The organism is Pseudomonas auratipiscis (assembly GCF_036324085.1).
Classification (GTDB): Bacteria; Pseudomonadota; Gammaproteobacteria; order Pseudomonadales; family Pseudomonadaceae; genus Aquipseudomonas; species Aquipseudomonas auratipiscis.
On the sequence record NZ_JAZDCU010000010.1, the window covers coordinates 111,771 to 135,712 of the forward strand.

General features: G+C 60.4%; 21 protein-coding genes and 1 riboswitch. Of the genes, 14 read left to right on the top strand and 7 right to left on the bottom strand.

Features of this window, described 5'->3' with window-relative positions; all coding sequences use genetic code 11:
- Positions 1-5 precede the first annotated feature (5 nt).
- Genes V0R60_RS15545 through V0R60_RS15560 form a run of 4 tightly spaced genes read right to left on the bottom strand, consistent with a single transcriptional unit; the run spans position 6 to position 3,383 of the window.
- Positions 6-968: a metal ABC transporter ATPase gene (locus tag V0R60_RS15545; protein WP_136478443.1), complete on the bottom strand. Its 963-nt coding sequence runs from the start codon at positions 966-968 to the stop codon at positions 6-8.
- 47 nt (positions 969-1,015) lie between these two features.
- Positions 1,016-1,825 carry an aldo/keto reductase gene (locus V0R60_RS15550; protein ID WP_136478442.1) on the bottom strand — a complete coding sequence of 270 codons (810 nt, stop codon included), beginning with the start codon at positions 1,823-1,825 and terminating at the stop codon, positions 1,016-1,018.
- Complete coding sequence (locus V0R60_RS15555) at positions 1,822-2,997, bottom strand: NAD(P)/FAD-dependent oxidoreductase (RefSeq protein ID WP_136478441.1); 1,176 nt, start codon at positions 2,995-2,997, stop codon at positions 1,822-1,824. The genes V0R60_RS15550 and V0R60_RS15555 overlap by 4 nt, the downstream gene beginning before the upstream one ends.
- Before the next feature lie 53 nt (positions 2,998-3,050).
- The gene (locus V0R60_RS15560; RefSeq protein WP_136478440.1) at positions 3,051-3,383 is read right to left on the bottom strand and encodes a DMT family transporter; all 333 of its coding nucleotides are present in this window, start codon (positions 3,381-3,383) and stop codon (positions 3,051-3,053) included.
- 86 nt (positions 3,384-3,469) lie between these two features.
- Between V0R60_RS15560 and V0R60_RS15565 the strand changes: the two genes are divergently transcribed.
- Both V0R60_RS15565 and waaA read left to right on the top strand, forming a co-directional pair.
- Positions 3,470-4,360, top strand: coding sequence for a LysR family transcriptional regulator (locus tag V0R60_RS15565; RefSeq protein WP_330080383.1), 891 nt, complete (start codon positions 3,470-3,472; stop codon positions 4,358-4,360).
- Positions 4,361-4,374: 14 nt separating this feature from the next.
- Positions 4,375-5,643 carry a lipid IV(A) 3-deoxy-D-manno-octulosonic acid transferase gene (gene waaA, locus V0R60_RS15570; RefSeq protein ID WP_330080382.1) on the top strand — a complete coding sequence of 423 codons (1,269 nt, stop codon included), beginning with the start codon at positions 4,375-4,377 and terminating at the stop codon, positions 5,641-5,643.
- Between the two features lie 72 nt (positions 5,644-5,715).
- On the opposite strand, the gene V0R60_RS15575 is transcribed toward waaA, so the two are convergent.
- A complete protein-coding gene (locus tag V0R60_RS15575) occupies positions 5,716-7,149 on the bottom strand; it encodes a TolC family outer membrane protein (RefSeq protein ID WP_203478720.1) in 1,434 nt (477 codons plus the stop codon).
- Positions 7,150-7,291: 142 nt separating this feature from the next.
- Positions 7,292-7,396, top strand: a riboswitch (TPP riboswitch).
- Positions 7,397-7,558: 162 nt separating this feature from the next.
- On the opposite strand from V0R60_RS15575, the gene thiC reads away from it, so the two are divergent.
- Both thiC and cytX read left to right on the top strand, forming a co-directional pair.
- On the top strand, positions 7,559-9,448 hold the full coding sequence (gene thiC / locus V0R60_RS15580; RefSeq protein WP_330080381.1) for a phosphomethylpyrimidine synthase ThiC: 1,890 nt from the start codon (positions 7,559-7,561) through the stop codon (positions 9,446-9,448).
- 80 nt (positions 9,449-9,528) lie between these two features.
- Positions 9,529-10,821 carry a putative hydroxymethylpyrimidine transporter CytX gene (cytX, locus tag V0R60_RS15585; RefSeq protein ID WP_330080380.1) on the top strand — a complete coding sequence of 431 codons (1,293 nt, stop codon included), beginning with the start codon at positions 9,529-9,531 and terminating at the stop codon, positions 10,819-10,821.
- On the opposite strand, the gene V0R60_RS15590 is transcribed toward cytX, so the two are convergent.
- On the bottom strand, positions 10,790-11,536 hold the full coding sequence (locus tag V0R60_RS15590; RefSeq protein ID WP_136478434.1) for an RsiV family protein: 747 nt from the start codon (positions 11,534-11,536) through the stop codon (positions 10,790-10,792). The genes cytX and V0R60_RS15590 overlap by 32 nt on opposite strands.
- Before the next feature lie 185 nt (positions 11,537-11,721).
- On the opposite strand from V0R60_RS15590, the gene V0R60_RS15595 reads away from it, so the two are divergent.
- The 9 genes from V0R60_RS15595 (at position 11,722) to V0R60_RS15635 (ending at position 20,980) form a co-directional block, all read left to right on the top strand.
- Positions 11,722-12,339, top strand: a complete 618-nt coding sequence (locus tag V0R60_RS15595) for an NUDIX domain-containing protein (RefSeq protein ID WP_330080379.1) — start codon at positions 11,722-11,724, stop codon at positions 12,337-12,339.
- A complete protein-coding gene (locus V0R60_RS15600) occupies positions 12,330-12,782 on the top strand; it encodes a DUF1249 domain-containing protein (protein WP_136478432.1) in 453 nt (150 codons plus the stop codon). The genes V0R60_RS15595 and V0R60_RS15600 overlap by 10 nt, the downstream gene beginning before the upstream one ends.
- A gap of 84 nt (positions 12,783-12,866) precedes the next feature.
- Positions 12,867-13,679 carry a 3',5'-cyclic-AMP phosphodiesterase gene (gene cpdA, locus V0R60_RS15605; protein ID WP_256658284.1) on the top strand — a complete coding sequence of 271 codons (813 nt, stop codon included), beginning with the start codon at positions 12,867-12,869 and terminating at the stop codon, positions 13,677-13,679.
- 103 nt (positions 13,680-13,782) lie between these two features.
- A complete protein-coding gene (locus V0R60_RS15610) occupies positions 13,783-14,391 on the top strand; it encodes a YqiA/YcfP family alpha/beta fold hydrolase (RefSeq protein ID WP_136479040.1) in 609 nt (202 codons plus the stop codon).
- 36 nt (positions 14,392-14,427) lie between these two features.
- Positions 14,428-16,332, top strand: coding sequence for a DNA topoisomerase IV subunit B (parE, locus tag V0R60_RS15615; RefSeq protein WP_136478431.1), 1,905 nt, complete (start codon positions 14,428-14,430; stop codon positions 16,330-16,332).
- Entirely contained in the window at positions 16,329-17,315 is a 987-nt protein-coding gene (locus V0R60_RS15620; RefSeq protein WP_330080378.1) for an esterase-like activity of phytase family protein, read from the top strand. The genes parE and V0R60_RS15620 overlap by 4 nt, the downstream gene beginning before the upstream one ends.
- The gene (locus V0R60_RS15625; RefSeq protein ID WP_136478429.1) at positions 17,312-17,830 is read left to right on the top strand and encodes a retropepsin-like aspartic protease family protein; all 519 of its coding nucleotides are present in this window, start codon (positions 17,312-17,314) and stop codon (positions 17,828-17,830) included. Before V0R60_RS15620 ends, V0R60_RS15625 begins: the two co-directional genes overlap by 4 nt.
- A 10-nt stretch (positions 17,831-17,840) precedes the next feature.
- Positions 17,841-20,099 (top strand): DNA topoisomerase IV subunit A, encoded by a 2,259-nt coding sequence (gene parC, locus V0R60_RS15630; protein ID WP_330080377.1) that lies wholly within the window; start codon positions 17,841-17,843, stop codon positions 20,097-20,099.
- A gap of 176 nt (positions 20,100-20,275) precedes the next feature.
- The gene (locus tag V0R60_RS15635; RefSeq protein ID WP_136478427.1) at positions 20,276-20,980 is read left to right on the top strand and encodes a PqiC family protein; all 705 of its coding nucleotides are present in this window, start codon (positions 20,276-20,278) and stop codon (positions 20,978-20,980) included.
- A 116-nt stretch (positions 20,981-21,096) separates the two neighbouring features.
- Here the strand turns inward: V0R60_RS15635 and V0R60_RS15640 are convergent, their stop codons facing one another.
- Positions 21,097-22,593 (bottom strand): histidine kinase, encoded by a 1,497-nt coding sequence (locus V0R60_RS15640; protein WP_330080376.1) that lies wholly within the window; start codon positions 22,591-22,593, stop codon positions 21,097-21,099.
- A 134-nt stretch (positions 22,594-22,727) separates the two neighbouring features.
- Between V0R60_RS15640 and serB the strand changes: the two genes are divergently transcribed.
- The gene (gene serB, locus V0R60_RS15645) at positions 22,728-23,942 is read left to right on the top strand and encodes a phosphoserine phosphatase SerB (protein WP_136478425.1); all 1,215 of its coding nucleotides are present in this window, start codon (positions 22,728-22,730) and stop codon (positions 23,940-23,942) included.

Genomic DNA, 23,942 nt, shown 5'->3' on the forward strand with positions numbered 1-23,942 from the left:
AACCGTTACTTGCCAAGCCCCCCGCGCGCCAGTTGCAACAATTCCCTCGCCTTGCCCGTCAGCCGTTGCAATCCGCTGTCGGGCTTTGGCACCGTCAGGCCTTGCTGGCTGACCCAATCCTTCCAGCGAATTCGCTCATCCCTGACCAGCCAACCTTCCTGCCGGGCAAAACTCTCGGCGAGGTACATGCCGCGCGTGCTGGCGGGCAGCAAGCGGTCTTTTTTCAAGGTGTACAGTTCAGCGCGTGGGCGTCCGTCCTCCAGTGGCATCAGGTACAAGTCTGGACGTGAACGGTTGAGACGGGCGACTAGCTGATCGCCCTCAAGGCGTTCATCGACATGAAACAGGCTCAAGGATTTGGCTTCGCGCGGCACCTGCAAGCGCAAGTCATAGATCAACTGTAACGACGCGGTGGGCAAGTGCACGTATGCGCGCGGCCGCTCCAGCAGTTGCAGGTTGGCGCAATGCACAGGCCTTGCCGCGCCGGAGTGCGGCGTCAGGATGAACGGCAGCGCCTCGCGATAATGCAGGGCGTCAGCATAGGGCGCTGGCAGCCAGGTCTCGTTGAAACGGCCACCCAGCCAGCCTTCCGGGGTTTCCAGCAAGCATTCTTCAGCAACCTCCTGGATGGCGGTGTGCAGCGGCAGGTTCAACTCCTGGGCCGGCACATAGCCAGAAATCAGCTTGAGAACGACATCACCCCGATCCTGGCGGCGCTGGCGTACCAGTACCCAGTAATCGCGGTTCTGCCAGTGCAGGGTCAGGCGCACGGAAACCCCCAGGTTGGCTAACTCGACAGCAAAACGCTGGTTGTCGGCCAGGTGGATCTGTTTGCGCCGTTGCTGGGTCTGGGCGAAGTTCAGCGGCATGCCGATGCTTTGGTAGCTCAGCCCCTCTGGACTGGCCTCGACGTGCAGCGGCAGGGTTTTGAAGTTGCTCGGATTCTTGCGGATCAACGTTCGCGGCATGTCGGCTCCTTCTTGCGTTGGGGTCGGCCGCGACGGCGGCGTTGGCGTCAGCGATTCAATACAGCAGCAACAGTCGCTACGTTATGGGCCAGGTGCACAGGGTTGATAGTGCCGACGATAGCACTGCTGACACCAGGGTGGCCAAATAGCAGTTCGAAGCTGGCGCGCACCGGGTCCACCCCGGGGCTCAGGCATACATGGCCACTGGCGAGGGCTTTTTTTACCAGGATGGCTTTGCCATGCGCAGCGGCATAGTCGAGCACCGGGCGTTCTGCCTGTTCGTTCAGATTGTAGGTGACCATGGCGCAGTCGCCGCGTTCAAGTGCCTTCAGGCCGCCCTCCACCGTCTTGCCGGAAAGACCATAGCCGCCAATCTTGCCTTCCTGCTTCAGCGCTTCGAGGGTCTGGTACACCTCTTCGTGCTCAAGGATATGCAGGTCATTGCCATCGGAGTGGACCAGCACCAGGTCGATGTGGTCGGTTTCCAGGCGCTGGAGGCTGCGTTCAATGGAGAAGCGTGTGTGGCTGGCGCTGAAGTCGAAACGTGACTGACCCTCGTCGAATTCTTCACCGACCTTGCTGACGATTACCCACTGTTCGCGCTGGCCGCGCAACAGCGGGCCAAGACGCTCTTCGCTGCGGCCATAGGCAGGGGCCGTGTCGATCAGGTTGATGCCCAACTCGCGGGCCTGGGCCAACAGCAGGCGCGCTTGGTCGTCGTCCGGAATGGTAAAGCCGTTAGGGTACTTGACGCCTTGATCGCGCCCCAGCTTGACCGTACCCAGGCCCAGCGGTGATACGCGCAAGCCGGTACTGCCCAAGGGGCGGTGCAGATCGTGAAGAGTCGGCAGGCTCATGGCAGCAGTTGCTCCCAGATTGGCACCGCCAGCGGTGGTTTAGGTAGGTCCAGCGCAGCGGGCTGAGCGCACGGCTTGATGCCGTCGCGCTCGAGGCTGGTCAGCACTCGGTCGGCGAAATCCGGTGCCAGTGCCAGTTTGGTCGGCCAACCAACCAGCAGGCGGTCCTGCTCGGCGAGGAAGGCGTTGTCCGGGCGTACCAGACCAGATTGGGCAGGCTCGGCGCGGTCGATGCGCACGGTAGCCCAGCGCACCTGGCTCAAGTCGACCCAGGGCAGGAGGCTGGCGACTTCTTTTTTTGCGGCCGCAATCTGCGCCTCTGGCTCGCGGGCCACGCCATCTGCTTCGGCCAGGTCGCCACCCAGGTACCAGACCCACTGACCATCGGCTGCGGGATGGCTGGTAACCGTGATGCGTGGCTTGGGGCCACCGCCCAGGCAATGGGCATACAAGGGCTTGAGGCTGGCACCCTTGGCCATGACCATGTGCAGTGGGCGGCGTTGCATGGCGGGTTGGGTCAGGCCGATGCTTTCGAGCAGACCGGCATTGCCGGCGCCAGCGCTGAGCACGATGCGCTGGGCGCGGATCTCGCGGCCATCGACACGCAAGCCAAGCAGAACACCATTTTCCTGCAGCGGCTCGATCTGCTGCCCGGCAAGCAGGCTGTCTCCGGCAAGCTCGGCGAGTCGGCTGAGCAGGCTCGGCACATCAACCACGAGTTCTGCCAGGCGATAGACCTTGCCCTTGAATGCGCGGTCCTGCAGGGCCGCTGGCAATTGCTCGCCCTTGACCTGGTCGACCCGTCCACGCACTGCCTTGCTGGCGAAGAAGCTGGTCAGGTTGCCGGCAAGGGTGCCGGGTGACCATAGGTAATGGGCGTCGGACAGCAGGCGCACGCCGCTGAGGTCCAGTTCACCGTTGCCTGCCAGGGCTTCGCTCCAGCGTCGCGGCATGTCGGCAATGGCTTCGGAGGCGCCCGTCAACGCACCATGCAGGGCATACTTGGCGCCGCCATGAATGATCCCTTGGGATTTGAGGGTCTGCTCGCCACCGAGGCTGGCACGTTCCACCACAACCGTCGAATAGCCCAGGCGACGCAGGCGAGCATTGAGCCAGAGGCCTGCGACCCCTGCGCCGACGATCAAGACGTCGGTGGAAATAACGGATGGCATGCATGCACCTCACAAGCTTGGACAGAAGCCCAGTATACAGCCTGTGAGGAGAATCAATGCCCGGCGGTTTTCGAGAACACCTGGATCACCACCACGCCGCCCACGATCATGGCCATGCCGAGCATCGCTGGGATGTCGAGTTTCTGACCATAGATCACCAGCGCGGCGATGCTGATCAACACAATGCCCAGTCCCGACCAGATGGCATAGGCGATGCCCACCGGAATGCTGCGTACCACCAGGGTCAACATCCAGAACGCCACGGCATAGCCACACACCATCAGCAACAAGGGCAGGGGAGTGCTCAGCCCTTTTACGGCCTTCATCGAGGCGGTGGCGATGACTTCGGCGCAGATGGCGATAGCCAGGTAGGTGTAGGCATTCATGTGATGTTCCTCTGATCTGGCTGAGCATTCTAGAGCAAGCCTGAATGGGGTAAAGTCATTACCTATCTTTATTGGAGATAGGTTGCATGGCGCAGCAGTGGAATCTGGAGCAGCTTCGATTGTTTGTCGCGGTGGCCGAGCAACGATCGTTTTCAGCGGTAGCGCGCGTGCAGCGCAAGGCACAGTCGGCAGTCAGCAATGCCATCGCCCTGCTCGAGGCAGACTTGGGTGTGACCCTGTTTGAACGTAGCAGCGGTCGTCAGCCTCGGTTGACCGAAGCCGGAGCCGCCTTGGTGGAGGATGCTCGCGAGTTATTGCGCCAGTGTGAGCGCCTGGACGGCCGTGCATTGGCGTTGCTGCGCGGCCAGGAAGCGCAGTTGCGCGTGGCCCAGGACGAAGCCATGCCCTATCAGCCGGTGATCGATAGTCTCGACGAGTTGGCCCAGCAGTTCCCCATGCTGGAAGTGCAGTTGGCCAGCGGTGCGCAAGGGGATGTGGCGCGCAAGTTGGTCGAGCGTCGTGCCGATCTGGGCCTGCTCTTTCATCACGAACGCATGCCGCAGGCACTGGAGCGTCGAGCCTTGGGGCGGGTGGAAATGGTGACGGTCTGCGCGGTCAATCATCCGCTGGCACAGTTGGGCAGGATCAATCGGCAGCAATTGGCGCGGCATCGACAATTGCTGATCGCCCCACAGGAAAGTGGTTATCCGGGCGGTGAACCGATCAGTCCGCAGATCTGGCGCGCCGACAGTTTTTACGCCATGGCCGAACTGCTGATGCGTGGCTTGGGTTGGGCCTGGCTGCCTCGGCACGTAGTGCAGTATCCGACCTATCACGCGCAAATGGTGGAGTTGTCCTGCGAATGGACACCGCCTGCGCTGGTGGTGGAGTTGGTCTGGCGTCGCGATGAGCCCTTGGGCCCTGCGGCGCAGTGGTTGGCTGAACGCTTCGCCGTGCACTTACGAGCCATTGGCTAGTACACTTCGGCGCCATGAATAGAACACTTTATACCCTGCTGTTTCACCTGGGCCTGCCGCTGGTTGCGCTGCGCCTGTACCTGCGTTCGCGTAAAGCGCCGGCCTACGCCAAGCGTATTGGCGAACGCTTCGCCATCAACCTGCCGGCCATGCGCAAAGGCGGCATTTGGGTGCATGCGGTGTCAGTGGGCGAGAGCATCGCTGCGGCGCCGATGATTCGCGCGCTGTTGCAGGCTTATCCACAGCTGCCGATTACCATCACCTGCATGACTCCGACAGGTTCGGAGCGGGTCCAGGCGATGTTCGCCAATGAGCCACGCATCCAGCATTGCTACTTGCCCTATGACCTGCCCTGGGCGGCGGGGCGTTTTCTCGATCATGTCCAGCCCAAGCTTGCGGTGATCATGGAAACCGAGCTCTGGCCCAACCATATTCACCAGTGTGCCAAGCGTGCTATTCCGGTGGCGCTGGCCAATGCGCGGTTGTCTGAGCGCTCGGCGCGAGGTTATGCCCGTTTTGCCAAGCTGACCCGGCCGATGCTGGCCGAGATGAGTCTGATTGCGGTGCAGACCGAAACCGAAGCGCAGCGCTTTCGCCAGTTGGGGGCCAGGCCTGTATCTGTTCAGGTGACCGGCTCGATCAAGTTTGACCTGAGGATCGACGAGCAATTGCTGCCGCGTGCCAGGTTGCTGCGCGAGCAATGGCAGGCGACTCAACGTCCGCTGTGGATCGCTGCCAGTACCCATGAGGGCGAAGATGAGGTGATTCTGGCTGCCCATCGCCAGTTGCTCGAGCATCACGCCGATGCTTTGTTGATTCTCGTGCCGCGGCATCCTGAACGCTTCAACAGTGTCTTCGAGTTGTGTGCTGCGCAGTTTCCGACGATTCGACGCTCAAGTGGCGACCCGGTGGGTGTCGATACGGCTGTGATGCTCGGTGACACCATGGGCGAGTTGCTGTTTCTTTATGCCTTGGCGGACATCGCGTTTGTCGGTGGCAGCCTGGTGCCAAACGGTGGACACAACCTGTTGGAACCCGCGGCGCTGTCGTTGCCGGTGACCAGTGGCCCGCACCTGTTCAACTTTCTCGAGATTGCAACCATGCTGCGTGACGCTGGGGCGCTGCAGGAAGTGGACGACGCCCAGGGCCTGGCGGCTGCGATTCGACGTCTTATTGAGTTACCGCAGGATGCGCGGCGCATGGGTGAAGCGGGGCGGGCGGTGATGAAGGCCAATCAGGGGGCCTTGCAGCGATTGCTCGAGGGGTTGGGACGATTGCTCTGACGCCGTCGCGGGGCAGGTCCGCTCCCACGGCGGTTGGCGCCTGTGGGAGCGGGCTTGCCCTGCGATGCTTGTTCAAGGCCGGGCGTTGAAGTTGGCCTGTGCAGCAGCAGCCAGGTCTGGTGGCAGGAAGTCCTTGTCCGGGTTGTAGTCCGGTTTCAGGTAGCGGCTCAGATCCGTCAGGTCTTGTGGGCTCAAGGTTCCGGCAGCCTGCTTGAGGCGCAGATTGTCGAGGATGTAATCGTAGCGGGTGTTGTTGTAGTCGCGCACCGAGGTGTACAGCTGGCGCTGGGCATCGAGCACATCGACGATGTTGCGCGTACCGACCTGATAACCGATCTCGGTCGCTTCCAGGGCGCTCTGGTTGGAGATAATCGATTGCTTGCGCGCCTGTACCTGCTCGACGTCGGTGTTCACTGCGCGGTGCAGGTTGCGGGTGTTCTCCACCACCTGGCGACGCAGGCTTTCACGCTGTTGCTCGCTCTGGTTCAGGCGCTGATAGGCCTCGCGCACTTGCGAGCTGGTCAGGCCGCCGCTGTAGATCGGGATATTCAACTGCAGGCCGATAGTGGTCTGCTCCACATCACCCCGGTAATTCTGCCCGGTAAGGTTCGGGTTGGTGAAACCTAGGTTGTCGTTGTCACCTTTCTGGTACTGGGCAACGGCATCGACGGTTGGCGCGTGGCCGGCCTTGCGCTGGCGCAGGGTTTCTTCGGCGGCGCTGACGGCGTAGTTGTTCGCCAACAGGTTGAGGTTCTGTTTGCCGGCAGTCTCGACCCAAGCCTTGGCGTCATTTGGCACCGGGACCTGTACTGGCAGCGTGTGGCGGATGCCTTGAATAGAGGTATAGTCGCGATTGGTCAGGGTAATCAACGCCTCAAACGCATCGTCAACCTGGCGCTGTGCCACGATCCGGTTGGCGCGGGCGGTGTCATAGCTGGCCTGGGACTGAAGCACGTCGGTCTTGTCCGAGAGGCCCACATCGAAGCGCTCGTTGGACTGGTCCAGCTGGCGTTTGAAGGCAGCTTCTTCAGCCTTGGTCGACGCCAGGTTGTCCTGGGCACGCAGGACCGAGAAATAATTATCGGCAGTTTGCAGGATCAGGTTCTGTTCAGTGGCTGAAAGCTCCAGCGCTGATTGCTCATTGATCGCTTCTGCAGCTTGCAACTGGAACCAGCGATCGGCGCGGAAAATCGGCTGGGCCAGGGTCGCGGACCAGGAGTTGCCACTGCGACTCGAGGTAATCGACGGATCATCGATCTTGGTGCGGGTGTTCAACATTTCGGCACCGGCCGAAAGGTTTGGCAGCAGGCCGGCCCGGGCCTGAGGTACCACTTCCTTTTGCGCACCATAGTTGGCGCGGGCCGCAGCCAGATCGGCGTTGTTATCCACAGCTTCCTGGTAGACGCTGACCAGATCGGTTTTCGCTGACAGGGGCGGGTCTGCTGCCCAGGCCATTCCGTTGGTAGCACAAGACACGGCAAGGGCCAGTGAAAGTTTGCGCAGCATAGGGCGATCCTTGAACAATTGAGTGTTTCTGAACCGGTGAGTGTAGATGCGCAGGCACTTTGCAACAATCCGCCAATTGCGCCATTTATCGTCAGTGCGCTTGTACAGTTGGCTTTGCAGGCAAGAGCAGACTAGACTGGGGCCGTTCTTGTCGGGGTGCCTTGCGTTGAGGCTGAGATCGGATAATCCGGATCCCGTTGAACCTGATCAGGTTAGCGCCTGCGTAGGGAACAAGATTTCTCGCTTTCCCGGCGAGTCTCTTGTGTCAGGTCCGGGAATGTCGAGCCAGCCGAGTAAGTAGCTGCAGACATCTCCGTACATGGCACAGCACCGGTCCAAGGTGCGTCCGTGCTTTTTCAGGTTCTTCTCCCGACATTCCACCGCTAGGAAGCTGTCTGGAGAGCCTGTGATGAGCAAACAAGAAAAAAACATTATCAATCTGAGTGAATCGGCCCAGGTCGATCAGCAGTCCGTACAGCCATTCACCCGTTCGCGCAAAATCTATGTCGAAGGCTCACGCCCAGACATCCAGGTGCCTATGCGTGAAATCAGCCTGGACGACACGCCAACTGACTTCGGCGGTGAAGCCAACGCTCCGGTGCTGGTCTACGACACTTCCGGTCCCTACACCGACCCCAATGTCATTATCGATGTGCGCAAAGGCCTGGGCGACGTGCGTTCGGCCTGGATCGACGCCCGTGGTGACACTGAGCGCCTGGAAGGGCTGTCATCCAACTTTGGCCAGCAGCGCCTGGCCGATGCCGAGCTGACCAAGCTGCGCTTTGCCCATGTACGCAATCCGCGTCGGGCCAAGGCCGGCGCCAACGTCAGCCAGATGCACTATGCCCGCCAGGGCATCATTACCGCCGAGATGGAATACGTCGCCATCCGCGAGAACATGAAGCTGCAGGAAGCTCGCGCTGCCGGCCTGCTCGAGCAGCAGCACCCAGGCCATAGCTTCGGTGCCAGTATCCCCAAGGAAATCACCGCCGAATTTGTCCGTGAAGAGATCGCGCGTGGCCGCGCGATCATTCCGGCCAACATCAACCACGTTGAGCTGGAACCGATGATCATCGGCCGCAACTTCCTGGTGAAGATCAACGGCAACATCGGCAACAGCGCCCTGGGTTCTTCCATCGAAGAAGAAGTGGCCAAGTTGACCTGGGGTATTCGCTGGGGCTCGGACACGGTCATGGACTTGTCCACCGGCAAGCACATTCATGAAACGCGCGAATGGATCATCCGCAACTCGCCTGTGCCAATCGGTACCGTGCCGATCTACCAAGCGCTGGAGAAGGTCAATGGCGTGGCCGAAGACCTGACCTGGGAATTGTTCCGCGATACCTTGATCGAGCAGGCCGAGCAGGGCGTCGACTACTTCACCATTCACGCCGGTGTGCTGCTGCGCTATGTGCCGCTGACCGCCAAACGCGTAACCGGCATCGTCAGTCGTGGCGGCTCGATCATGGCCAAGTGGTGCCTGGCGCATCACCAGGAGAACTTCCTCTATACCCATTTCGACGAAATCTGCGAAATCATGAAGGCCTACGACGTCAGCTTCTCGCTGGGTGATGGCCTGCGTCCGGGTTCGATTGCCGATGCCAACGACGAGGCGCAGTTCGGCGAGCTGGAGACACTTGGCGAGTTGACCAAGATTGCTTGGAAGCATGATGTGCAGTGCATGATCGAAGGCCCGGGGCATGTCCCCATGCAGTTGATCAAGGAGAACATGGACAAGCAGCTCGAATGCTGCGACGAAGCACCGTTCTACACCCTCGGCCCGCTGACCACCGACATCGCCCCGGGTTACGACCACATCACCTCCGGTATCGGCGCGGCGATGATTGGTTGGTTCGGGTGCGCCATGCTCTGCTACGTGACGCCAAAGGAACACCTGGGCCTGCCGAACAAGGATGACGTCAAGACCGGGATCATCACCTACAAGATCGCCGCCCACGCCGCTGACCTTGCCAAGGGGCACCCAGGCGCGCAGATCCGTGACAATGCCTTGTCCAAGGCGCGCTTCGAGTTCCGCTGGGAAGACCAGTTCAACCTCGGCCTGGACCCGGACACTGCCCGTTCTTTCCATGACGAGACCCTGCCCAAGGACTCGGCTAAGGTCGCGCACTTCTGCTCCATGTGCGGACCGAAGTTCTGCTCGATGAAAATCACTCAGGAAGTACGTGAGTACGCGGCCAACCAACGCATTGATGCGGTAGATGTCGCGGTCGAGGACGGCATGCGCGAGCAGGCCGAGCGATTCCGCCAGGAAGGCAGCCAGCTGTACAAAAAGGTCTAACCGCATCGCGGGGCAAGTCGATCTGGCTTGCCCCGCGATAGGGCCCTAAGAACAATAAACCTCCCTGTCGAGATTCCCTTGTGAGCACACCGAGTCAGTTTTCTCCCGATTATCCGGTTACCGACCAGCAGCGCGTTTTGAGCGGTCGTGACCTCTGTTCCCTATGGTTCTCCCTGGGTATAGGCCTGATGGTCTTGCAAACCGGCGCCTTGCTCGGCCCTGGCCTGGGTTTGGCCAACGCCGTGCTGGCGATCATCCTTGGCACGTGCGTAGGTGTTCTGCTGCTGGCGGCGGTTGCCGTCATCGGCAGTGATACCGGGCTTTCCTCCATGGCTGCCCTGCGCCGCAGCCTTGGCCGCGACGGTGCACGGCTGCCCGCATTGCTGAACCTGATGCAACTGATTGGTTGGGGTTCATTCGAAATTATCGTCATGCGCGATGCCGCCAGCCTGTTGGGCGCTCGCGCCTTCGGCGAGGGCAGCGCCCTGACCAACCCAATGCTATGGACCTTGTGCTTTGGCGCCTTGGCCACCGCGTTGGCCGTCAGCGGGCCTTTGACCTTCGTGCGCAAAATTCTGCGCAAGTGGGGCATCTGGCTGTTGCTGGGTGCTTGCCTGTGGCTGACCTGGAATCTATTTGCCAAGGCCGATCTCGCTGCCCTGTGGGCGCGTGCTGGCGACGGTTCGATGTCGCTGGCAGTGGGTATCGACATCGCGATCGCGATGCCGTTGTCGTGGTTGCCATTGATTGCCGACTACTCACGCTTCGCCCGTCAAGGCAGCCGGGTTTTCCTCGGTACTGCGCTGGGTTACCTGCTGGGCAACGTCTGGATGATGAGCCTGGGTGTGGCGTATACCTTGGCGTTCGCGCCTGCCGGTGAGGTCAACACCTTGCTGTTGGCACTGGCGGGCGCAGGCATTGGTATTCCGTTGCTGCTGATTCTGCTCGATGAGTCGGAAAAAGCCTTTGCCGATATTCACTCGGCGGCAGTCTCCACTGGCTTGCTGGTACGCTTGAAAGTCGAGCACCTGGCATTGGTCATTGGTGTGCTGTGTACCTTGATCGCCTGTTTTGCACCGTTGGCCCAGTACCAGAACTTCCTGCTGCTGATCGGTTCGGTGTTCGCCCCGCTGTTCGGCGTGGTGCTGGTTGATCACTTTGTGGTGCGCCGCCGGCGGAGCGACAATGCTCCGATCCACAGCCTGCATTGGCGTGCGCTGGTGGCCTGGGCGTGCGGCGTAGCGACGTATCACGCACTGGCCCACTATGCGGCCGATGTGGGCTCAACCCTGCCTGCGTTGCTGCTGGCAGGGTTCGTCTACTGGGCGGCAGCGCCGTCCGTCAGCCGCGACCGGGAAACAACTCCGGCTTGATCACACCGTTCAGGCGCGGGTAGGGGATTTTAAGTTCGATGTGGCCCATGGAGTACGGGGCAATGGCATACACTTCGTACTTGAGCACTACCGCGCCATAGGTAAGGGCGATGTGTGGCGTCTGCTGGAATGGCCAGGTTTTGACGAACTCGGCGTCCTTGTCCATGCCGGTGCTGATTAGCCAGGCTTTGTGAGCTTCCTGGGCGGTTTTCCAGAATGTTTCTTCCTGGCCCGGTACCAGCATGTCCTGCAGCGTCAGCACTTTGTCCTGCTGGCGTGAATAGTTGATAAAGCCGCGGCCAGGCATGCCGTGTGCGCCGCCGGTGTCCAGATAGCTGGACAGCTCGATGATCACCAGGCCGTCATGCTGCTCGCGTACCTTGGCTTGCAGGTAGCTGCTGTTGCGTGTGTCGGCAGTGGCCATGAACTGATCTTCATAGGCCTTGAGCGAAGCGGGCAGGGCACTGTTGTCATTATCCTGGGTCATCTGTAGCAGGCGCTTCTCGACAATTGCATCCAGTTTCGGATTGGCCGGGAAGTGAATGGTGTCGATATTGACCAGCGGACAGTCAGCAGTGTTGCAACCGGGCTTGATGTGCTCCCAACGGTCGCGCTTGACCTCCAGTGGCGTGCGCATGTTCGGCTGGAACAGGCTTTGACAAGCGCCCAGGGCCAAGGCCAGCACGGCCACGGTAGTCAGTTTCACAAGCGTCATGATGATCCTTGTAAGGCAAAGGTGATCGGGCTTGGACCGTCGGCAGGGCCTTCAGTTCGCCACTAAGCTGAATATCAGCAGACTGCCTATCCTCGCAGTCCGGGCGGCAACTTGAAAGGGGTGAAACGCGGCGGTGCGCAGGTTAGGATGGCGCGAAGCGGTACACGAAGTATTAAAGGATTCCTATGTCAGACACATCGAACACTGTGCCCAGCGACGTCGAAATCGTCGAGCGGGTCAACTGTTTCAAGGGCTTCTACCAGCTCGACCGGGTAAGCCTGCGCCATGAGCTGTTTGCCGGTGGCATGGGGCGCGAGATCAGTCGCGAACTGTTCGTGCGCCACGACGCAGTGTGTGTGCTGCCCTACGACGCCCAACGTGATGAGGTGGTGCTGATCGAGCAGTTTCGTGTCGGCGCCATGGGCAAGATCGCCAACCCCTGGTTGATCGAACTGGTCGCCGGTCTGATCGACAAAGATGAACAGCCGGAAGAAGTTGCACACCGCGAAGCGCAGGAGGAAGCTGGTCTTGTGTTCAAGGCGCTGTGGCCGATGACGCGGTATTTCCCGTCACCTGGCGGTAGCGATGAGTTGGTACATTTGTATCTCGGTCAGTGCAGTAGTCTTGGGGCCGGCGGCCTGCACGGGCTGGAGGAAGAAGGTGAAGATATTCGCGTCAAGGTCTGGGCGTTCGAAGACGCCATGCAGGCCGTGCGCGATGGGCTGATTGCCAACGCAGCGAGCATTATTGCCTTGCAATGGCTGGCCTTGAACCGGGATGAAGTCAGGGGGCTATGGTCGTGAATCTGTTGCGCGAACGCTACCGGGTCGATCTGGTCGGGTTGCAGGCTGCCTGCGAGGCCAACTATGCGCGTTTGATGCGCCTGTTGCCGGACATGCGCTGCACCATGAGTTCGCGTCGGATCGGCATGACCCAGGGTGACCAGATGCTTGGCGTGCTAGTGCTCGATGTGGTGCTTGCCTGTCCATACACCACCACCCTGCGCGTGCGCCAGGAACACAGTCTGCCGTGGCTGCCGGTGCCGCAGCTGGAAGTTCAGGTGTATCACGATGCCCGCATGGCCGAAGTGGTCAGCGCCGAGCATGCCCGGCGCTTTCGCAGTGTCTACCCGTATCCAAATGCTGCGATGCACCAGCCGGACGAGAAAGCTCAGCTCAACCTGTTCCTCGGCGAATGGCTCAGTCATTGCCTGGCCTGCGGTCATGAGTTGGCAGTTGTTCGCTGAAATGTGATGGCGGTCGTTTTCAAGTATTTGCGCAAGCGCAGCTAGCCGCCATAATCGCGCTGAATCCGTTCGAGGAGTCGGCCCTTGCCGCACCAATCTATTGCGCCTGTTGATGCGCCCGTGCACCTGGTGCAACTGACTGACAGCCACCTGTTTGCCGATGCGCAAGCAACGCTGCTGGGTATGAACACCCGCGAGAGCCTGCAGCGGGTGATCGACAAAGTGCGTGAAGAACAGCCGCGAATCGATGCGGTGCTGGCCACTGGCGACTTGTCCCAAGATGGGTCTGAAGCGTCTTACGCTTACTTTCGTGAATTGACTGCAAGCCTCAAGGCGCCAAGCCGATGGCTGGCTGGCAACCACGACGAACCCATGCCCATGGAGCAGGCTGCGCAAGGTACCGATGTGCTCGAGCCGATCATGGATATCGGCAATTGGCGCATTTTGATGCTCAATTCAGCGATATCAGGCGCGGTGCCGGGGATGCTCGATGCCAGCCAGCTGCAATTGCTCGAGCAATCATTGCAGGCCGCGCCGCAGCGGCATCACCTTATCTGCTTCCATCATCAGCCCGTGGCGATCGGCTGCGCCTGGATGGCGTCGATTGGTTTGCGCAATGCCGATGCCTTGTTTGCCTTGCTCAAGCGTTATCCACAGGCGCGGGGGCTGCTCTGGGGGCATATTCACCAGGAGTGGGACCAGGTGCGTGATGGCGTGCGCTTGCTGGCCTCGCCCTCTACCTGCATCCAGTTCGAGCCGGACAGTGAAGACTTCAAAGTCGGTGAACAGGCGCCGGGTTATCGCTGGCTACGTCTGCATGCCGACGGCCAGATCGAGACTGGGGTATCGCGCGTCACCGACTTCGCATTCACTATCGATCACGCCGATGGCTATTAAGTGTTGCTGAATGGGTGAAAACGCTCCATCTGCCGTCGAACAGGCTAAAATGCGCGCTTTCGCGCCTGGCGCTGCCAGGCAAATCAAGCGTATCGGGGGCGGCATGGCAGGTTCGATTCTCTATATTCACGGGTTCAACAGCGCGCCGTCGTCGAAGAAAGCCTGCCAATTGGTCGCGGTGATGGAGCAGATCGGTCTTGCTGAACAGCTGCGCGTGCCCGCACTGCATCATCACCCCCGCCAGGCCATGGCCCAGCTGGAAGCCGCACTGGCCGAGCTCGAATCGCCATTACTGGTCGGCAGCTCGCTCGGCGGCTACTATGCCACCCACTTGGCAGAGCGCTACGGGCTCAAGGCGCTGCTGGTCAACCCTGCGGTAAATCCGCACCAGATGTTCGATGGTTACCTGGGAACCCAGCAAAACCATTACACCGGGGAAACCTGGGAGTTGACCGAGGACCACGTGCAGGCCCTGGCCGAGCTTGAAGTGGCGCCGCCTGCAGATGCCGGGCGCTATCAGGTCTGGCTGCAAACCGCCGATGAGACCCTTGATTATCGGCGGGCCGAGCAGTTCTACCGGGCCTGTGCATTGCGCATCCAGGCCGGCGGCGATCACAGCTTCCAGGGCTTCGCTGAGCGTTTGCCCGCTTTATTGAGCTTCGCGGGTATTGCCCCGCAGCAGTATCAATCGCTCGATTTTTCTGTATTTTGATGACTTATTTTCACCCACGACTGACGACGAGAACCCATGGCCATTCCCAGCGCTAGCGCCTATAACGCAGACGCCATCGAAGTCCTCTCGGGCCTTGACCCGGTGCGCAAGCGCCCGGGCATGTACACCGACACCAGCCGACCGAACCACCTGGCCCAGGAAGTCATCGACAACAGCGTCGACGAAGCCCTGGCAGGGCACGCCAAGTCGGTACAGGTGATTCTGCACGCCGACCACTCGCTGGAAGTCTCCGATGACGGTCGCGGCATGCCGGTGGACATCCATCCTGAAGAGGGTGTGTCCGGGGTTGAACTGATCCTTACCAAGCTGCACGCCGGCGGCAAGTTTTCCAACAAGAACTACCAGTTCTCCGGTGGTCTGCACGGTGTTGGTATTTCTGTAGTCAACGCCTTGTCCAGCCAGGTGCGGGTCAAGGTCAAGCGTGATGGCAACGAGTACCAGATGACCTTCGCCGACGGCTACAAGTCCAGCGAGCTGGAGGTGGTCGGTACCGTTGGCAAGCGCAATACCGGAACCAGCGTGTACTTCGCGCCGGACCCGAAGTATTTCGATTCGCCGAAGTTCTCCATCAGCCGCCTCAAGCATGTGCTCAAGGCCAAAGCCGTTCTATGCCCGGGCCTGTTGGTCACGTTCGAGGACAAGGCCAGCGGCGAGAAAGTCGAGTGGCATTACGAAGACGGGCTGCGCTCCTACCTGGTCGACTCGGTCAGCGAGTTCCAGCGCCTGCCGGACGAACCCTTCTGCGGCAGCCTGGCCGGAAACAAGGAAGCTGTCGACTGGGCCTTGTTGTGGCTGCCAGAAGGCGGTGACAGTGTCCAGGAAAGCTACGTCAACCTGATTCCTACCGCCCAGGGCGGTACGCACGTCAACGGCTTGCGCCAAGGCCTGCTTGACGCCATGCGCGAGTTTTGCGAATTCCGCAATCTACTGCCGCGCGGTGTGAAACTGGCGCCTGAAGACGTCTGGGAGCGCATCACCTTCGTGCTCTCGATGAAAATGCAGGAGCCGCAGTTCTCCGGGCAGACCAAGGAACGCTTGTCGTCCCGAGAGGCAGCAGCATTCGTTTCCGGCGTGGTCAAGGATGCCTTCAGTCTCTGGCTCAATGCCCACCCAGAGCTGGGTATGCAATTGGCCGAGCTGGCTATCAGCAACGCAGGTCGTCGCCTCAAGGCCAGTAAAAAGGTCGAGCGCAAACGCGTTACCCAGGGGCCGGCACTGCCGGGCAAGCTGGCTGACTGCGCTGGGCAAGACCCGATGCGTGCCGAGCTGTTCCTGGTCGAGGGTGACTCCGCGGGTGGATCGGCCAAGCAGGCGCGCGACAAGGAATTCCAGGCAATCCTGCCTTTGCGCGGCAAGATCCTCAACACCTGGGAAGTCGATGGTGGTGAAGTTCTGGCCAGCCAGGAAGTGCATAACATTGCCGTGGCCATCGGCGTAGACCCAGGTGCTGCCGACATGAGTCAGCTGCGCTACGGCAAAATCTGCATCCTCGCCGACGCCGACTCCGACGGTTTGCACATTGCGACCTTGCTCTGCGCATTGTTCGTCCAGCATTTCCGCCCGCTGGTCGAGGCCGGTCATGTCTACGTGGCCATGCCGCCGCTGTACCGCATCGACCTGGGCAAGGAAATCTACTACGCCCTGGACGAGGCTGAACGTGATGGCATTCTTGATCGCCTGGTTGCCGAGAAGAAGCGCGGCAAACCACAGGTCACGCGATTCAAAGGCCTGGGTGAAATGAACCCGCCCCAGCTGCGTGAAACCACCATGGACCCGAACACTCGCCGCCTGGTCCAACTGACTCTCGAGGATCTGGAGGGAACCCGGGAAATCATGGACATGCTCCTGGCCAAGAAGCGTGCCGGAGACCGCAAGAGCTGGCTGGAGTCCAAGGGTAACCTGGCTGAGGTACTGGCTTGATTCGTTACCTGCTGGCGATAGTGCTCGGCGTTTTTGCTCTTTCATCGCAGGCGGCGTCCTGGCCGGAGCTCAAGCTGTTGGCCGAGCATCCGGTCGAGGGCATGCGTGGTGGCAATCTGTCTGGGTTGGCCCTGTGCAAGGGTGAACTGTGGACGGTGTCGGACCGTGATGATGACCTTTTGTACCGCCTCGATACCAAGGCGCAGGTCTGGCAGGCCGAGGCGGTGCCTCTGGTAGCCCCAGCGGTCCCGGAAAGTGGCTTGCCCTGGGGGATTCGTTCACGTACCTGGGTGGCCGGTCAAGTCCGTGGTGGCGACCTGGATTTCGAGGGCATTAGCTGTGACGCGGCAGGTAATCGTTACGTTGTCAGCGAGGCTCATGCTGCCGTGCTGCAGGTGCCGGTCGAGGGTGAGCCCAACTGGTTGAAAATCGACCCGAGCATGGTGCGTCAGGCACGGGCCAGCGGCATGCTTCTGCATTTCAATGCGTTGTTCGAAGGCATTGCGGTAAGCCCGGCCGGCGACCGCATCTGGCTGGCGGCCGAGCGAGAACGCCGCGGTCTGTTGCTGATCAATCGTCAACAGACGGTATGGAATTGCGGTAATGGTTGTGTGTTGCTCAGCGAGGCCGGTGTCGAGATGCAGCCGCCGCAGATGCCTGAGCCACGAGCATTGCCGCGCGACTTTGCCGATCTTGCGCTGTTCAACGACAAGCTGTTCACCTTGGAGCGTAACGCTCACCGTATCTGCCGTCGCGATGCAGCGACAGCCAAGGTCGAGCGTTGCTGGTCCTATGCCGAAGGCGCTCTGGCCGAACCGCGTCAGTATGCACAGCCATTTGGTTTGGCCGAAGCGCTGGTGATCGATGCCAAAGGTGCCTGGATCGGTTTGGACAACAACGGTGCGACCCGCAATGATGGTGAGTCGAGGCCGATCATTTGGCGCTTCGCCGCACCTGCGGGCGGCTGGAGTGCCAAGTCGTGAGCCAACCACCAGGCAAACGTGCTGGCAGAGTACTGCTGGTCCTGGCCTGGGCAGCCGGATTGTTCCTGGCTACGCGCTTTTTTGGGGATTGGGAGCAGCGTCAGGCCAATCCCAATGCGCAAGTCCGCTCCGAACATGGCGAGGGCTATATCGAAGTGCAACTGGCAGGCAATGGCCAGGGGCATTTTGTCGCCGATGGCCAGATCAATGGTCAAGCGGTACATTTTCTGCTCGATACCGGTGCAACCGATGTGGCCATTCCCGAGCGCTTGGCTGCCAAGCTTGCTCTGCAACGCGGCGCCCCGGTGATGCTGAGTACCGCCAATGGCCGTACCCAAGGCTATCGCACGCGCCTTGAGACACTGCAACTGGGCGACATTTTGTTGCGCGATGTGCGCGCCCTGGTGGTTCCAGGATTGGATGGCGACCAGGTTTTACTGGGCATGAGTGCCCTGAAACAACTCGAATTTACCCAGCGTAGTGGCACCTTGCTGCTGCGCCAGAACCTGAAATGATGAGGCCCGCATGAGCGACTCCCTTGATCTCAGCCTAGATGGCGTAGAGCGCCGGTCACTGGCTGACTTCACCGAACAGGCCTACCTCAACTATTCCATGTACGTCATCATGGATCGTGCCTTGCCGCATATCGGCGACGGCCTGAAGCCGGTGCAGCGTCGTATTGTCTACGCCATGAGTGAATTGGGCCTGGATGCAGACTCCAAGCACAAAAAATCGGCCCGTACCGTGGGTGACGTGCTCGGTAAGTTCCACCCCCATGGTGACTCGGCGTGTTACGAGGCCATGGTGCTGATGGCGCAGCCCTTCAGCTACCGCTATACCCTGGTCGATGGTCAGGGTAACTGGGGTGCGCCAGACGATCCGAAGTCGTTCGCCGCCATGCGTTATACCGAGGCGCGGTTGTCGCGCTATTCCGAAGTGCTGCTCAGTGAACTTGGCCAAGGTACGGCCGACTGGGTGCCGAACTTTGACGGTACGCTGGATGAGCCGTCGGTGCTGCCGGCACGCTTGCCGAACATCCTGCTCAACGGCACCACGGGTATCGCCGTCGGTATGGCGACCGATGTGCCTCCACACAATCTGCGCGAAGTCGCCAGCGCCTGTGTGCGCTTGCTGGATGAGCCCAAGGCTACCGTTGAACAGCTGTGTGAGCATATCCAGGGGCCTGACTATCCGACCGAAGCGGAAATCATCACGCCGCGCGCCGAACTGCTGAAAATCTACCAGACCGGCCGTGGCTCGGTACGCATGCGTGCGGTTTATCGAATCGAAGACGGTGATATCGTCGTCACCGCCTTGCCGCATCAGGTCTCCGGGGCCAAGGTGCTGGAACAGATCGCCGCACAGATGCAAGCCAAGAAGCTGCCGATGGTGGCCGACCTGCGCGATGAATCGGATCACGAAAACCCATGCCGCATCGTGATCATCGCTCGCTCCAATCGTATCGACCTCGACGAGCTGATGCAGCATCTGTTCGCGACGACCGATCTTGAGTCCAGTTACCGCGTCAACGTCAATATCATTGGCCTGGATGGCCGCCCGCAGTTGAAGAACCTGCGCGCGCTGCTGGTCGAATGGCTTGAGTTCCGCGTGCAAACCGTGCGCCGGCGCCTGCAGTTCCGTCTTGATAAGGTCGAGCGTCGCCTGCATCTGCTCGAAGGTTTGCTGGTTGCCTTCCTCAACCTGGATGAAGTGATCCACATCATCCGCACCGAGGAACACCCTAAGGCCGCGCTGATTGCCCGATTCGACCTGACCGAAACTCAGGCCGAGTACATCCTCGAAACCCGTCTGCGCCAGTTGGCCCGACTGGAAGAGATGAAAATCCGCAATGAGCAAGATGAACTGGCCAAGGAGCAAGCCAAGTTGGTCGCGCTGCTGAGTAGCGAAACCAAGTTGCGCAAACTGGTGCGCTCCGAGCTGATCAAGGACGCTGAAACCTACGGTGACGACCGCCGCTCGCCTATCATCGAGCGCGCGGAAGCCAAGGCCCTGTCCGAAAACGAGTTGATGCCGACCGAGCCGGTAACGGTGGTGCTGTCGGAAAAAGGTTGGGTGCGCTGCGCCAAGGGCCATGATATCGATGCTACGGGCCTGTCCTACAAGGCCGGTGACGGTTTTAAAACCGCCGCTGCCGGACGCTCCAATCAGTTTGCCGTGTTCATCGACTCCACCGGGCGCAGCTATTCGGTTGCCGCGCATACCTTGCCATCGGCCCGCGGCCAGGGCGAGCCACTGACCGGGCGCCTTACGCCACCACCGGGCGCAGGCTTCGAGTGCGTGCTGTTGCCTGAGGACGATGCGTTGTATGTAATCGCTTCCGATGCTGGCTATGGCTTTGTGGTCAAGGGCGAAGACCTGCAGGCCAAAAACAAGGCTGGAAAGGCTTTGCTGAGCCTGCCGAACGGCGCCAAGGTCATCGCGCCCCGGCCCGTGGCTGATCGTGAGCACAACTGGCTGGCGGCGGTGACAACCGAAGGTCGGCTTTTGATCTTTAAAGTCAGTGACTTGCCGCAGTTGGGTAAAGGCAAAGGCAACAAGATCATCGGTATTCCTGGGGATCGGGTCGCCAGTCGCGAAGAATACGTCACCGACCTTGCGGTCATTGCCGATGGCGCCACCCTTGTGTTGCAGGCAGGTAAGCGTACGCTATCTCTGAAGGCCGATGACCTCGAACATTACAAAGGGGAACGCGGCCGTCGAGGGAATAAACTCCCGCGTGGCTTCCAGCGGGTCGATGCACTGTTGGTCGAAAACCTCGGATAAGCCGAGCTAGGGCCCCCGAATCGGCTTTTTCGCGCCCGTTCGGGTTTTAAACACTGGAGTCGAACCGCTATTTCGCGGATGATAGGCCCCTTGCGATACCAGCGTGGCTGTGTATCCGACTGAATCTACATGAGTATCATTGCGGTGTGCCTTGTGGCGACCGCCTGGATGGGATGATGAAATTTCTGCGTCTTCCGTTGGTTTTACTTTGCGGCGTACTCGGTCTGGCTGGTTGCAGCATGCACCAACCCGTTTCCCTGTATCAGCTCGACAGCGGTGAACCTGGCCAACCTGCGCAAAGCGCGGGTATGGCTGTTGTGCTCGGCCCGGTGTCGGTGGCCGACTACCTGCAGCGTGAAACGTTGCTGCAACGCCAGTCCGACGGCAGCCTGACTGCAGCCACTGAAGGCCGTTGGGCTGGCAGCTTGTCGGCCGATATCGATCAATTGCTGGTACGTCAGCTCGCCTGGCGCCTGGATAGCCAGCGCGTGGTGCTGGCTCCTGGCAATAGCGGTTTCACACCTGATGTGCAGGTCTTGCTGTCGATCACTCGCCTGGACTCCGGCGCCAACCAGCCTGCGGTCCTCGACGCTCAATGGCGTTTGCTCGATCGTCGTGGTCAGGTTCGCGACAACCGCATCGTGCACCTCGAGCAACAGCATCAGGGCAGCACCGCCGCCCAGGTTCAAGCCCAGGGGCAGTTGCTGCAAAAGCTTGCCGAGCAATTGAGCATCGCCCTCAAACCTTTGGCCAATCAACCGCCTATCGTTGAAGAAGCACCGAAGAAAGCTGCGCCGGTGCAAGTGCGTAAAGAGCCAGAAAAGTCGAAGATTCCATTGGCGACACCTATTCGTACTGATTTGGAAGTGTTCCGCTTCTAACCAGTCAGGCACAAAAAAGCCCGCATCGCTGCGGGCTTTTTTGTGCCTGTGGTTTGGCAGGGGTAGTCAGTGCTGGCGCAAATCACTACCCACTCACAGCAAACTGCTCCGGCAAATCAGCTCTTGACCCGACGCTCGTGCATCCGAGCCAGTTGACGCTCCAGCATCGACGGGTAGGGCTCCATCAAGCGCTCGACACAGGACGCCCCTTCAGGGCTGGCAATCGGACGAATACGTGCACGCTGGCGGATCAGGGTGTCTTCGCTGATCTTACGCTCGACCAACAGCAGGTTGCGGCTGTGTTGCGACAGCGCCAGGGCATCCTGGGCTTTCTCGGTCAGCAGCAGGTCGATTTGGCTCAGGCCGTGCAGGTCCTCACCGAGGGCCAGGCCCAACTGCAGTTGCAGAGTAATGCCGCTGTCGGCCACCTCGATCTGCAGGGCATGGCCCAAGGCGCGCAGCAGTTCACCACAGCAAATAGCGTTGGTGAGGTAGTCTTCGCCGCTGTCCTGGCTGTGAAACAGCATCAGGGTGCTGCCGTCGTTCAGGGTGTGCACTTCGCTTTCATACAGTGAGGCAGCCTGGTCCAGGCAATCGCGATAGCGCTCCAGCAGTTCGGTCAGGCGTGCGCGTGGCAAACGACGCAGTTGCTCCTGGGAGCCCAATTGTACCGCCAGTACCGCACTGGCCTGTGGCTCACGACTGACCGCTTGCGGGGCAGGGCGTGGGGCACTGTGCTCCTGATCATCGATCAGGTCGGCAAATGCTTCATCATCTTCGTCATGGTCGGCAGTGACAGGTTTGCTGACTTTGCCCACCGCCGGCGCCTCGTCAAAGCTTGGATCGCGCAAGTTGCGAACTTCGAATTCGGGTTCGTCCTCGTCTTCATCCAGCTCTTCAGGCTCAGGCTCCACTTCGCGCGGCGGCGCAAGTCGGCTGTGCAGTTGGCGAGCCAGATCGCCAATCTCATCCTGGCGCTCGGTGGCCGGGGTGAACTCATTGATGTCCCGCAGCCAGACGCGCAGTTGCAGCAGCGGCGTGGAGATGAAGCGTCCAAGGCGCAGGCTCATGGCCAGCGCCAAGGCCAGGAGGATACCGGCAAGAATGCCCATGCTCTGCAGGCTGATCGTCAGCGGTTGCTGGAACTGGTCCATGTCCAGGCTGATGCGCAGTTGCCCGGCGGTCACGTCCTGGAAGGTGATCTTGGTCTGGTAGAGCCCTTCGGCCTCACCCAGCAGACTGTTCTTCGGACGTTGGCCCGCTTCGGCGAGGATGCGGTTATCAACGCTGTAGATTGCTGCATGGGCAACCAGTGGGTTCTTCACCAGGTTCCCCAGCAGCACATTGAGGCTGAGGATGTCGTTGGACACCAGCAGCTCGGTCGCCGAGGTTGCGGTTTGCGTGGTCAGGCTCTGCCCCAGGGCATCGGCCTGGTCATGCATGGCCTGCTTGAACTGCAAACCCATCACGCAGGCGTAGATCACCAGTGCCAGTGCTACCAGCAGCACGTTGTGGCAGGCGATCCGCAGCGCAAGCGGCACACGACGTTGGCGCAGGGCATGAAAAATCAGCAGGAAGAAGTTGTCGGTTTTAACGGGCGTAGGCCGGTTCACAGAGCGCGGCTCTTTATGTCGGAGAAGTTGCTGCGCAGTATAGCGAGCGCTCAGGGGCCGGCAAAGCATCGGCTGCGCCCGATGGTCAGCGAAAATCGGTAGAATGTGCTTTTTTCCATGTGTCGGAGCCCGTTTTGCGCGAAATCGTTCTGATTAACATCACTGGGGAGGACCGTCCGGGTCTTACTGCGGCCATCACCGGCGTTCTGGCCCAGGGTGGTGTGAACATCCTCGACATCGGTCAGGCGGTGATCCATGACACCCTGTCCTTTGGCATCCTGGTGGAAATTCCGGACACCGAGAAGGCTTCCTCGGTGCTGAAGAATATTCTGTTTGCGGGCTACGAACTCGATCAACAGGTGCGATTCACTCCGGTTTCCGAAGCCGATTACCAGAGCTGGGTCGAAGGGCAGGGCAAGGCTCGCCATATCGTGACCTTGCTTACCCGCAAGGTTACGGCTGAGCAATTGCAGCGAGTCAGCTCGATCACGGCCAAGTATGGGCTGAACATTGATCACATCGATCGACTTTCCGGTCGCGTGGCGTTGGATACGCCGGTCGAGCAGGGCAAGGGTTGCATCGAGTTCTCCGTACGCGGTGAGCCGGCCGATCCGCAGGCGATGCGTGCCGAGTTCCTCAGCGTGGCCCAGGAACTCAATGTCGATATCGCCTTCCAGCAGGATTCGCTGTTCCGTCGTAATCGCCGCCTGGCGGTGTTCGACATGGACTCGACGCTGATTGAAGCGGAAGTGATTGACGAGTTGGCCAAGGCGGCCGGTGTAGGTGAGCAAGTATCGGAAATTACCGAGCGAGCCATGCGCGGAGAGCTGGATTTTCGTGCCAGCTTCAAGGAGCGTCTGGCCTTGCTCAAGGGCCTGGATGTGGGCGTGCTTGACGAGATCGGTGCATCGCTGCGCTTGACCGAAGGCGCCGAAACCCTGTTCGCCGAGCTCAAGCGTCTGGGCTACAAGACGGCGATTCTGTCGGGTGGCTTCACGTATTTCGCCAAGCAACTGCAGGCCAAGCTGGGTATCGACTATGTCTTTGCCAACGAGCTGGAAGTCGTTGACGGCAAGGTAACCGGTGTTGCTGTCGAGCCGATCGTCGATGCCCAGCGCAAGGCGGACCTGCTCGGCGAGCTGGCGCTCAAGGAAGGCCTGCAAATGGAGCAGACCATTGCCGTGGGTGATGGTGCCAATGACCTACCGATGCTGGCGATTGCCGGCTTGGGTGTTGCCTTCCGGGCCAAGCCGCTAGTCAAACAGTCGGCCAAGCAGGCGATTTCGACCTTGGGTCTGGATGGTGTGCTGTACCTGCTCGGCTTTCGTGATCGCGATGGTCGCGGCTGA